This window comes from Roseibium sp. HPY-6 (assembly GCF_040530035.1).
GTDB lineage: Bacteria > Pseudomonadota > Alphaproteobacteria > Rhizobiales > Stappiaceae > Roseibium.
The window spans coordinates 2,016,595-2,028,498 of the sequence record NZ_JBEWCD010000001.1; the positions used below are offsets into that span (position 1 = coordinate 2,016,595).

General features: G+C 57.8%; 10 protein-coding genes. 3 read left to right on the forward strand and 7 right to left on the reverse strand.

Going from position 1 to position 11,904, the window contains the following annotated elements; translation table 11 throughout:
• Window positions 1-40: 40 nt before the first annotated feature.
• From ABVF61_RS09360 to ABVF61_RS09370, 3 genes are all read left to right on the forward strand, one after another.
• Complete coding sequence (locus ABVF61_RS09360) at window positions 41-553, forward strand: hypothetical protein (protein ID WP_353993245.1); 513 nt, start codon at window positions 41-43, stop codon at window positions 551-553.
• A gap of 197 nt (window positions 554-750) precedes the next feature.
• Window positions 751-1,437 (forward strand): hypothetical protein, encoded by a 687-nt coding sequence (locus ABVF61_RS09365; protein WP_353993246.1) that lies wholly within the window; start codon window positions 751-753, stop codon window positions 1,435-1,437.
• Entirely contained in the window at window positions 1,434-2,750 is a 1,317-nt protein-coding gene (locus tag ABVF61_RS09370) for a B12-binding domain-containing radical SAM protein (protein WP_353993247.1), read from the forward strand. Before ABVF61_RS09365 ends, ABVF61_RS09370 begins: the two co-directional genes overlap by 4 nt.
• 660 nt (window positions 2,751-3,410) lie before the next feature.
• On the opposite strand, the gene ABVF61_RS09375 is transcribed toward ABVF61_RS09370, so the two are convergent.
• The 7 genes from ABVF61_RS09375 to ABVF61_RS09405 form a co-directional block, all read right to left on the reverse strand.
• Window positions 3,411-4,574 (reverse strand): iron-containing alcohol dehydrogenase, encoded by a 1,164-nt coding sequence (locus tag ABVF61_RS09375; RefSeq protein WP_353993248.1) that lies wholly within the window; start codon window positions 4,572-4,574, stop codon window positions 3,411-3,413.
• A 260-nt stretch (window positions 4,575-4,834) separates the two neighbouring features.
• Window positions 4,835-6,223: an aldehyde dehydrogenase family protein gene (locus tag ABVF61_RS09380; protein WP_353993249.1), complete on the reverse strand. Its 1,389-nt coding sequence runs from the start codon at window positions 6,221-6,223 to the stop codon at window positions 4,835-4,837.
• A gap of 224 nt (window positions 6,224-6,447) precedes the next feature.
• Window positions 6,448-7,815, reverse strand: coding sequence for a glutamine synthetase family protein (locus ABVF61_RS09385; protein WP_353993250.1), 1,368 nt, complete (start codon window positions 7,813-7,815; stop codon window positions 6,448-6,450).
• 114 nt (window positions 7,816-7,929) lie between these two features.
• The gene (locus ABVF61_RS09390; protein ID WP_353993251.1) at window positions 7,930-8,979 is read right to left on the reverse strand and encodes a TRAP transporter substrate-binding protein; all 1,050 of its coding nucleotides are present in this window, start codon (window positions 8,977-8,979) and stop codon (window positions 7,930-7,932) included.
• Window positions 8,980-9,101: 122 nt separating this feature from the next.
• The gene (locus tag ABVF61_RS09395) at window positions 9,102-10,442 is read right to left on the reverse strand and encodes a TRAP transporter large permease (RefSeq protein ID WP_353993252.1); all 1,341 of its coding nucleotides are present in this window, start codon (window positions 10,440-10,442) and stop codon (window positions 9,102-9,104) included.
• Window positions 10,442-11,038, reverse strand: coding sequence for a TRAP transporter small permease subunit (locus tag ABVF61_RS09400; RefSeq protein ID WP_353993253.1), 597 nt, complete (start codon window positions 11,036-11,038; stop codon window positions 10,442-10,444). The genes ABVF61_RS09395 and ABVF61_RS09400 overlap by 1 nt, the downstream gene beginning before the upstream one ends.
• A complete protein-coding gene (locus tag ABVF61_RS09405; protein WP_353993254.1) occupies window positions 11,031-11,840 on the reverse strand; it encodes an N-formylglutamate amidohydrolase in 810 nt (269 codons plus the stop codon). Before ABVF61_RS09405 ends, ABVF61_RS09400 begins: the two co-directional genes overlap by 8 nt.
• Window positions 11,841-11,904 lie beyond the last annotated feature (64 nt).

Below are 11,904 nucleotides of genomic sequence, written 5' to 3' on the forward strand. Positions count from 1 at the left end.
AAAGGGCGCAACAAGATTGTAACCTGGAAGGCTAATGAACATGATGACACTTACTTCTGAAAACCGGCTGGTCGGCGCGCTGCCCTCCATAAACTTCGCAACGCTCGGACTGATGTTTGTTTCGGGCTTTTTCGCAACGGTCGCGTTTGACCTATGGGGGCAGGTGATCAGCCCGGCGCTCGGATATGCAAAACTCTCCCCGCATGGCCTGGCTCAAAGCCTGCTCGGCTCCCTTGGACTGCCGAACAATGCCTTTGCCGGCTATTTCGTACACTTCTATGTGGTCGGTCTCATCGGATACCCGATCGGCTGGATGTTCATCTTCGCACCGATCTGGCAACGCGTTGTCGGCAACACCCACTGGTTCCTCCCCTCCGCAATCTATGGCTTCGGTCTCTGGGTCTTCGCCATCGGCGGCATCACTTCTCTCGCAGGCCTGCCGTTCTTCCTGAACTTCTCCGGTATTGTCTGGGTCGCTCTGATCGGTCATGTGCTCTACGGCATCGTTATGGTCGCCATGCTGAAACTCATCGAAAAGCAGCAGAACGCCTGACTCTCTGCAAAAACCATGCGGGCGAACCACGCCCACATCCAAAAAAATCGCGCCACACTGTGGCGCGTTTTTTTTGCATGACCTGACTGCGCCGACGCGTGTTGAAATGGGCCTTCAAAGAATGAAATAAGATAGTGGTATTTTGAATTGCATTTCAGATGGGCTTCGCTTTGAAAAGCCCAAACGGAGGCTGGCATTTGAGTATTTTTTTGCGTGTGCTGGCTGACCAGGTCCGGCTCTTGTCCTTCAGAGCCTTCAAGCCATCGCTTGCAGAGCATTGGCACATTTATCTCGGCTGGGGCCTCTTCACCACCTGGCTGGTCGGGATTGGCCGGTATTGGGATCACCCGAGTGCAGATTGGTGGCAATATGCGGGCCTTGGCTCTCTAGGATATGTTTTTGTCCTGGCAGCCATTGTCTGGGCCATTTCCGCCCCGCTCAAACCGCAGCATCTCAGCTACCGCAACATTCTGATCTTCATCACCCTCACGTCTTTGCCCGCGCTTCTCTATGCCATTCCCGTCGAGAGATTCATGTCGCTCTCGTCTGCCCAAACCGTAAATGTCTGGTTTCTCCTGATCGTTGCCGCCTGGCGGGTAGCCCTGTTCGCAGTCTTTTTGCACCGTGTGGGGAAACTCTCCGCGGTCGCTGTTGTCGTCGCAACGCTACTGCCACTCGTTCTCATTGTGACCACCTTGACAATCCTCAATCTTGAACAGGCAGTCTTCGCCGTCATGGGTGGAATCCGGGAGCCAACATCCAATGATGCAGCGTTCGACATCTTGGCGTCGATCACACTCTTCTCCATTCTCGCAGCGCCGGTTCTCCTGATCATGTATTTGTTTCTGGTCGCCCGTATTCACTTGCGGAAATCGTCCGTATGAGGCTCGGCCTTATCGCCATGAGCGGTGTCCGGGCCCAGAACCAGGACCTGATGCGACTGGGCCTGACGCTGCCGGGATTTGTGGAACGCAGCAAGGTGATCGCGTCGCTGCCCAGCCTCGCCCTGTTGACCATTGCCGGTCTGACAACGTCCGATATCGATATCCGCTACCTTGAGGTCGCGGACTTTGCCGGACTGGACCGTCTTCCAGGTGATTTTGATGCCGTCGCGATCTCAAGTTATTCCGCCCAGATCAAGGACGCCTATGCACTTGCAGATCGGTATCGCCGCGAAGGAACCAAGGTCATCCTGGGCGGATTACATGTCACGGCCTGTCCGCAGGAAGCTGCACTGCACGCCGACGCGATTGTCCTCGGCGAAGCTGAGCCAGTCTGGCCGCAAGTCATCAAAAACCTTAAAGACGCCGCACTGAAGCCGGTTTACGATGCCCGTTCAAGTTCCTTCGACCTGCAGCACGCCCCAATGCCGGCGTTCGAACTGCTCGATATCGACCGCTACAACAGGCTCACGGTTCAGACCCAGCGCGGCTGTCCACTCTCCTGCGACTTCTGCGCCTCTTCGATCCGTATCTCACCCAGATTCAAGACCAAACCGGTCGAGAAAGTCATTGCTGAAATCCGCCGGATCAAGACCATCTGGCCAAAGCCGTTTATCGAGTTCGCGGACGATAACACCTTCGCCAACAAGGCCCATGCAAAACGGCTTGCAAAAGCGCTCGCAGGCGAGAACATCCGCTGGTTCACCGAGACGGATGTGTCGGTCGCAGATGAGCCGGATCTCCTTGCCATGCTGCGCGATGCCGGGTGCAGCCAGCTCTTGATCGGACTTGAGGCGACAGACAAAACGGTTTTGAACGGGATAGAGCAGAAAGCCAACTGGAAGGCCAAGCGCGCCGACACCTATCTCGAAGCGGTTCACAGGATTCAGCAACACGGAATCACCGTGAACGGATGCTTCGTTCTCGGGCTCGACGGGCAAACCGAGGATAGCTTCGACGATGTAACCCGCTTTGTCAGGGACAGCGGTCTTTATGATGTGCAGGTAACGGTGCAGACCCCGTTTCCCGGAACCCCGCTCTATGACCGGTTTAAGTCGCAAGGACGCCTCATTCGAGAAGATGCCTGGGAAACCTGCACGCTTTTTGACGTCAATATCCGGCCCGACGGCATGACCGTCGATGAGCTTGAAGACCGGTTCAAGGATCTGGTGGCAACGCTCTATACGGACGACTTCACGCAGTGGCGCCGGGGTGCTTTTCGCCGGCAAATGCGGACGGCAAACAAGCCGGCTTAGTTTCCCGAGATTTTGCGCCGACGCGGTCATTTGCACCTGTTCGGATTTTTGAAAAAGAATGTCCGGCTTCAGCCGGAAGGCAAGATGGCGTCCTGCGACGGGAAAACTTTTTGGCGCTGCTGACCCCGTCGGGATGCAACAATGGGAAATCGGGACGACTGCTCAAATTCCGTCATTAATTCATTGAAACTCATCACCTGACCAGAGGCCAAAGCTCCCCGCGAAGGGTGTTAGACGAAAAGAATTCATGGCCCATCCTTCAAGACGGACATCCGTGTCCTCCTCAGGATGAGGCTGTTGGAAACAAGCTTGGCCGAGTAGTCGCACAATCGCAGAACCTCATCCTGAGGAAGCGCGTAAGCGCTGTCTCGAAGGATCGGGCGCCAAAGCAGAGAACAACAGTTTGCGCCATATCGAGTCGGGATCAGGAACGTGCCACCGAATCGTGCGGGTAACGGCGAACGTGTTCGAATGAGGCTGGTCGATTTCCAATAGCTTCATCTTCGTCATCCCGGACGCAGCGAAGCGGAGATCCGGGACCGGAGTGCCTCGGAGTCTCTTCCATGATCTTTGTACGCACGGGCTCCCCGATCCCGGCTCGCGTTGCGCACGGCCGGGATGACGATGGCTTGCGAGTGAAACGGCGCACTATCCGCCGGTTCAGACCGTACCGCTCTGCGCCATGTCGAAAATCTCCAGAGCACCGGCCTTTGTCAGTTCAACCGGATTGCCGCCGGCGGTCGGATCGACAATGGCCATTTCCGCGATCAGGTCGCGTTTGCTGTCATCGACATTCAGGCCCGCAAGTGTATGCGGCACGTCTAGGTCGCTGCGCAGCTTCAGCACCGTGTCGAGAACGCCCTGATAGCCGCCTGAAATTCCAAGGAAGCCGGCGAGCCGTTCGAATTTCTGTTCGATTGCCGCTCTGTTGTACTGCATCACGTAGGGCATGAAGACGGCATTTGTCATGCCGTGATGGGTGTCATAAAGCGCACCGACGGGATGGGAAAGCGAGTGGATGGCGCCGAGCCCCTTCTGGAAGGCGACCGCCCCCATCGCAGCGGCGCTCATAAGGTGCCCGCGCGCTTCAAGATCCGAGCCGTCGGCCGCGACCTTCGGCAGGTTCTCCAGTACGAGCCGCATGCCTTCCAGTGCAATACCTTCCGACATCGGATGATACATCGGCGCCGAATACGCCTCCAGGCAGTGCGCCAGTGCATCCATGCCGGTGCCGATCGTGATGAACCGCGGCATGCCCACTGTGAGCTCCGGGTCGCAGATCACGATTTCAGGCAGCATTTTCGGGTGAAAGATCACCTTCTTGGTATGCGTTGCCTCATTGGTGACGACACCCGCACGCCCGACTTCGGACCCGGTTCCGGCTGTCGTGGGAACAGCGACGATTGGCGCAATGCCATCTGCATCGGCGCGTTTCCACCAGTCACCGATGTCCTCGAAGTCCCAGATCGGCCGCGTCTGCCCGGCCATGAAGGCGATCAGCTTGCCGGCATCAAGACCGGACCCGCCGCCGAAGGCGATCACGCCGTCATGACCGCCTTCCTTGAACGCCGCAACGCCGGCCTCAATGTTGCTGTCGACCGGGTTCGGCTTCACGTCCGAAAAAACGGCAGCCGAGAGACCGGACGCCTTTAGGCTCGCGATCGCGTCCGCGACCATCGGAAGACTGGCAAGGCCCGGATCGGTCACGAGAAGCGGATTGGTCATGCCGACGGCCTTGACAGCTTTCGGCAGCTCCTTGATACGGCCGGTCCCGAAACGGACGGACGTCGGATAGGACCAGTTGACGGAAGGAAGTGAGCTCATGGGTGTCTCGTTGGTTTTGAGTTCTTCAAAGTCTTAAGTTTGCGGGTGACCGTATCCTGAATTCGGGGTCGAACACTCGACCGTTTGACCCCTACACCCTCTTTTCGAGGGGCACATACTCCGGCAGGGGTCCCGTATCCATCGGCCTACGCAATCTTGGTCTGGATGGCTGGGCCGGTCACCGGGTCCCGGCCCTCCACTTCGTTTCAGCCAGGATGACAATTGCAGCGGATCTGCACGGTGTTCGTTCTTTCTCCCGTTCAGTGCTCCACCCGGAAGTGGAAGGATTTCGGCCGGGTCAGATTGTGAAAGCCGATTTCGGAAAGCGCCGCGCCCTTGCCGGTGTCCTTGACGCCGGTCCACACCAGCGCCGGATCGAGATAGTCGCAGCGGTTCATGAAGACCGTTCCGGTCTCGATCCTGTCGCCGATCTCGGCAGCAGCCTCGACATCTTCCGACCAGATCGACGCGGTCAGGCCGTACGGGCTGTCGTTCATGAACTGCAGGGCTTCCTCGTCGTCCTTGACTTTCATGATGCCGACAACCGGACCAAAGCTCTCTTCGCGCATCACCGACATCTGGTGGTTAACATCGGTCAAAACCTGCGGCGCGAGATAAGGCGTGCCGTCCTTGTTTTCTGAAAACGCTGTCACGTCGATATGAGCTTTCGCGCCCTTGCGCAGAGCCTCACCGGTCTGCTCGCGGACCCAGGCCGCGAACCGGGTTTGCGCCATCGGGCCAAGCGTTGTTGCTTCGTCCAGCGGGTTGCCGAGCTGATACTGTTTGGTCAGGTCGACAAAACCGTCGACAAACCTGTCGAACTGGCTCTCATGCACATAAACGCGCTCGATGCCGCAACAGCATTGTCCGGCATTGTAGAACGCGCCGTCCACCAGATTGCCGATGGCATAGTCGAGATCGGCATCTGCCCGCACATAGGCAGGGTCCTTGCCGCCAAGTTCAAGGCCAAGCGTCGCGAATGTTCCCGCAGCCGCCTTTTCAATCGCACGGCCTCCGGCCACCGAGCCGGTGAAGTTGACATGATCGATCAGGCCGGAGCCAAGCAGTTTTTCGGTGCCTGCATGGGTCAGAACGATGTTCTGGAAGACACCTTTGGGCAAGCCCGCCATCTCGAACGCCTTGGCAAGACGTTCGCCGACAAGAAGCGTCTGCGCCGCATGTTTCAAAAGGATCACGTTGCCAGCCATCAGCGCCGGCATAATCGTGTTGATGGCCGTCATGAAGGGATAGTTCCACGGCGCTATGACCATCACGATGCCGAGCGGCACGCGCTTAAGATACCGCTTGAAACCGGGTTTGTCGCTCCGCTCGATATCGGCCAGCGCATCTTCGGCGATCGACGCGCAATACTCCGTGCGCTCGATCGTGCCGCCGAGTTCCCCGCCGAAGCGCACCGGACGACCCATTTGCCAGGCAAGCTCCGGCACGACCTCGTCATTCATCGCCTTCAGCGCTTCCAGCGCCTTTTCGCAATAGGCAACACGTTCGCCGATTGGTGTCGCCGCCCAGGAAGCCTGTGCATTTCTCGCCGCCGACACAGCCCTTTCGACGGCTGCTTCGTCGAGCGCGGGGCGTTCGGCATAGACCGACCCGTCGACGGGGGAGATCAGCTTGATCACATCTGACATTTGAAACCTCTCATGCCGCATCTTTGCGCGCGGTGTGTTGAAAGTGGTTGGCTCTCATTTCTCGTCCTGACCACCCCGAACCCTCATCCTGAGGAAGCGCGCAAGCGCTGTCTCGAAGGATGGGCTTCAAAGGCAGAGCATGTCGCCCATCCTTCGAGACGGGCACTTCGGCCCTCCTCAGGATGAGGTTTGGACAAAGACATCTCTACGTGTTTGTCATATTCCTATGCCCGCTCAAATCCGCGAGCGATCTCGTAGTCCGTCACGGCCCGGTCAAATTCCTCGATCTCCCATTCCGCCGCGCGGGCGTAGTGGTCAATGACGGCATCGGAGAACGCTTCGCGCAGGAACTTCGATTTGTGCAAAGTCTCGCGTGCGTCGCGGAGCGTGTGCGGGATTTCCTTCGCCTTTCGGTTCTCATAAACATCGCCGGTTGTTGGCGGGTCGAGTGGCAGTTTTTCTTCCAGCCCCTTGATGCCCGCGGCGATCAGTGCAGCCAACGCAAGATAGGGATTGAGATCGGACCCGCCGATGCGGCATTCGATACGAAGCGCCTTGGTCCCCTCGCCGCACAGCCGGAAGCCCGCAGTCCTGTTGTCGACGGACCAGACTGTTTTCGTCGGTGCGAAGGTTCCTTTCTGGAACCGCTTGTAGCTGTTGATGTAGGGCGCCAGGAAATAGGTGTATTCGGGCGCGTACTTGATCATGCCGGCAAGGTAGTGGCGCATCGTTTCCGACATGCCGAGCTCAGCCTTGTCATCGCAGAAGACATTGTTGCCCTTCTTGTCGAACAGCGAGTGGTGAACATGCGAAGACGAGCCGACCTTGTCGCTGCGCCATTTGGCAAGGAAAGAGACCGAGCGTCCCTGTGCCCAGGCGATCTCCTTGACGGCGTGTTTGGCGATCGTGTGATACTCAGCAGTGTCCAGGGCAGGAGCGTATTTGATGTTCAGCTCCTCCTGTCCGGTTTCGGCCTCGCCCTTGGTGTTTTCAACGGGAATACCTGCACCGTAAAGGCCGTTGCGGACCGGCCGCATCACATCCTCTTCCTTGGTGGTTTGCAGGATGTGATAGTCCTCGTTGTAGCCGGAGATCGGCGCAAGGTCGCGGAAGCCTTCCTTGCGGACCTCGTCGAAACTCTTTTCGAACAGGAAGAATTCCAGCTCGGTCGCCATGATCGGTGCCAGACCCATGTCGGCAAGCCGGGCAACCTGTGCCTTCAGCATGGCTCGGGGCGAGTGCGGCACGTCTTTATGGGTATGGTGATCCTGGACGTCGCACATGACGAGTGCCGTCGCTTCCAGCCAGGGCACCTTCCGCAAACTCGACAAGTCAGGCTTCATCACGTAATCGCCGTACCCGCCTGACCAGCTCGTCGCGGCGTAACCCTCCACAGTGTACATCTCAAGATCCGTTGCCAGCAGGTAGTTGCAGCAATGGGTCTCGTCATAGGCCGTATCGACGAAATGCTGGGCATGAAACCGCTTGCCCATAAGCCGTCCCTGCATATCGACGATACACGCGAGCACCGTATCGATCTCGCCGGAAGCGACGAGCGTTTTCAGCGCGTCAAAGGTCAGGTTGCCAGGCATTTTGTCTCAATCCCGTGTTGGGCAGTGTCTTTGGTCAAGGGCCCGGCCCGGCAGATGCCTGACGGGCCGGTAAATCATGATTATGCCGACCAGTGGTCGGCATAACCGGTGCCGTTAGCTGTAACGGTAAGGCCGTCCGGCTTTCTGCATGTCGGCGTTATACTTCTTGAAGATGTCGACGACTTTCGCCTTCACCGGGGACTCCGAAGCAATCTCGTCCCAGAAAGCAAGGGCTGCTTCTTCAACGGTTGCCCACTGATCATCCGGGATGGATGTCAATTCCATCTTGGTGCCATTGACGCGCAGCGCTGCTTCGCCGCCCCAGTACCACCACTGGCGATAGTAGTGAGATGCGTCCATTGCAAGCTGCAGCATGGTCTTCAGATGATCGGGCAGCTCGTTCCAGCGTTCCATGTTGGCAAAGAACGATCCGGCCCAGGCACCAGAGATGTTGTTTGTCAGGAAGTAGTTGGTCACGTCCGCCCAGCCGACCGTGTAGTCTTCGGTGATGCCCGACCAGGCAATGCCGTCGAGTTCGCCGGTCTGAACTGCAACCTCAATGTCTTCCCATGGCAGCGTCACCGGCACGACACCAAACTGACTCATGAACCGGCCGGCTGTCGGGAAGGTGAAGACGCGTTTGCCCTGAAGATCCTCCAGCGAGCGGATCGGGTCCTTGGTTGCGAAGTGGCACGGATCCCAGGCACCGGCGGAAATGTGCTTGACGCCAACCTTGGAATATTCCTCTTCCCAGATTTCCTTCAAACCGTACTGGTTGAACAGCACCGGCACGTCGAGCGAATAGCGCGACGCAAACGGGAAGTATCCGCCGAACACGGTGACTTCGGTCGGTGACGCCATGGAATCGTCGTCTGACTGAACGGCATCAATGGTGCCCTGCTGCATGGCGCGGAAAAGCTCACCGGTCGGCACAAGCTGGTCGGCAGTGAAGAGTTCAATTTCCATTTCGCCATTCGCAGCCTGGTTGAAGGCGTCGATATGCGGCTTGATCACATGCTCGGCGAGAGCCGGACCGGCATAGGTCTGCAAGCGCCATTTTATCGGCGACTGGCCGTGCACGGCGGGTGCTGCAAGCGTCGTGGCTCCGGCGGCGGCAACTGTGCCGACACCGGCTTTTTTCAGAAAGTCACGTCTGTTGGTCATCTCAGGTTCCCCTAGTTACAAGTACAAAATCCATGCGGCGCGACCGTTTTTCCGGTTCTGTCTTGCCGCTGCCAAAAGTCCGTTTCCTCCGGACAGTCTTCTTATTGTCCCGCATGGCTCCGCTACCTGCCATAGACCAGATCGGGTAGCCAAAGCGCAATCTGCGGGAAAGCCATCACGAGCGCCAGCGCCAGAACCATCACCAGGACGAATGGCGTGATCGAACCATAGATGTCCCGCATTGTGATGTCCTTGGGCGCCATTGCCCGCATCAGGAAAAGGTTGTAGCCGAACGGCGGCGTCATGTAGGCAATCTGCGTGGTGATCGTATAGAGCACGCCGTACCAGATCAGGATGTCCGTGCGCGGCATGCCGAGGTCAAGTGTCGCGACCAGCGGCACGTAGAGCGGTGCCACGATCACCAGCATCGCCGTGTCATCGAGAAACGTGCCCATGACCAGGAAAGACAGCTGCATCAGGATGAGGATCATCCAGGGCGACAGGCCAAGCTGGTCGGTAAAGAGGTTCTCGATCGCCTTGACAGCGCCAAGCCCATCGAAGACAGCGCCGAAGCCGAGAGCCGCCAGGATGATCCACATGAACATGCAGGAAATGCCGAGCGTGTTCTTCAAGCACAGAATGAGAATGTCCCAGGTCATCCGGCGGCGGACAATAGCGGCCAGCAAGGCCGTCAGTGCACCGATCGCGGAGCTTTCAACCAGACTTGTCCAGCCGTTCACGAAAGGCACCATCATCGTTGCGAAGATGACGATAGGCAGGATGCCGGCCAGCAGCAGCGTGTATTTCTGATCCTTGGAGGCTTCGCGTTCGTCTTCGGTTAGGGCCGGTCCGAGCTCGGGCTGAACGCGGCACCTGATCGCAATGTAGATGACGAACATGGCCGCCATCATCAGCCCCGGAACCGCGCCTGCCAGCCAGAGCTGGCCAACCGGAGCCCTGGCAATCATTGCGTAGAGAACCAGCACGACCGATGGCGGCACCAGGATCCCGAGCGACGACCCGGCCTGGATCACCCCCGTGACCATCCGCTTGTCGTATTTTCGTTTGAGCAGTTCCGGCAGCGCGATTGTTGCGCCAATCGCCATTCCAGCGACGGACAGGCCGTTCATGGCCGAGATCAGCACCATCAGGAGGATGGTGCCGATGGCCAATCCACCGTTCACCGGCCCCATCCAGACATGGAACATCTTGTAGAGGTCGTCGGCGATCTTGGTCTCTGACAGGACATACCCCATGAAGATGAACATCGGCAGCGTCAGCAGCGGATACCACTTCATCAGCTTCATCGCCGCCGAGAAAGGAATGTCACCGCCGCCGGTTCCCCAAAGCAACAGCGCGGCAATGGAGGCGATACCACCGATGGCACCGAAGACCCGTTGCCCCGTCAGGAGCATCAGCATCATCGACGAAAACATCAGAAGAGCGATCATCTCATACGACATCAGATCGTCTCTCCCTTGATCCGGGCAATGTCTTTCAAAAGCTCAGCAAGGACCTGCAAAAGCATCAGGAAAAATCCAAGGATCATGATCAGCTTCACGGGCCAGAGATAGGGGCGCCAGGCCGTCGGACTGCGCTCGATAAACCCGAGTTTTTCCTGCGCGGCCGCCGGGCCACCGGTCAAGAAGGCTCCGATCAGCTCCAGGTAGAACTGGAAGGGTTCCTTGCCGAAATAGCCAAGTGAATAGGCAAAGGAATTCAGCGCCCCATAGATGAGAACGCAAAGGTAGAACACCAGCAGGAGTACGGTGAAAGCATCAAACCAGGCTTTCTTTTTCACGCTCCACTCGGCGTAGAAGAGATCCATGCGCACGTTGGATCCCAATTGGATCGAATAGGGTCCACCGAGGACATAATAGGCGACCATCGCGAACTGAGCGACTTCAAGTGTCCAGAGCGAAGGATTGAAGAAGGTTTTGGATATCGACGACCAAAGCAGGATGCCTGCCATGACGAAGACGCCCCACATGATGACCTTTCCAAGGCCGCGGTTGAAACTGTCAACGATGCGCACATAAATCCGCGCGGCCTTAAGCATCAGCGCCTCCCGCCGCGGCTTCGCCACGTGCCGAATTGCCGGCCTGCATGGCCTTTTGCAGGAGCGGCGCCAGCAGACCTGCCCATCGTTCTTCTTCTTCCGGTGTGGTTATCTCGTCATTGCGGATTTCGACCATGAGGCACGGCAGCTTTCGGTTTTCACCGTGCCGGCTGAGTGTGTAGTAAACGCCGTCAGAGGGGGAATAGGGTTCGTTGTCTCCCACTGTCAGGCTTCCGAGCTCCTTGAGATCTACAAGAACCTGTTCGGCAAGCCGTCTGTCCCTGTCCGAAATCAGGCCGATCTCCCAAGGCCGGTTTTGTCCCTTGTAAACGGGTGTATAGGAGTGAATGGAGACAACCGCGGTTGGCAACCCGCGGCCTTCCCGCTCGCTGATCACCTGGTCGATCGCATCATGAAAAGGGCGATGCACCAGATTGAGACGATAAGATCTCTCGTCATCAGAGAGGTTCTTGTTTCCTGAAATCTCGGTGGTTTCGCTCAAGGAGGGGATCAGGTCTCCTCTGTCCTCTTCGCGGTTGCAGTCGATGATCAACCGCGAAATCGTGGTGTGAACCAACGGGGAATCGAGACGCTCGGACAGGCCCTTGGCAACACCGAGCGCGCCTGGATCCCACGAGATATGCGCGCGTTTCTCAGCATCTGTAATGCCCAGACACTGATCGTAGGGCGGTGGAAAAAAATTGGAAGCGTGGTCGCAGACGAAGACGAAAGGTCCCGTCCCCCGTGAATTTGCAATCGCGACAGCCCCGGCGAATTCGCCGTTTTGAGGGCTTGCTCCCATGCTTGTTCCCCTTGAAGTGCCAACACAGCACTTTGTAATGTTTATTACAGGATTGCTGATTGAG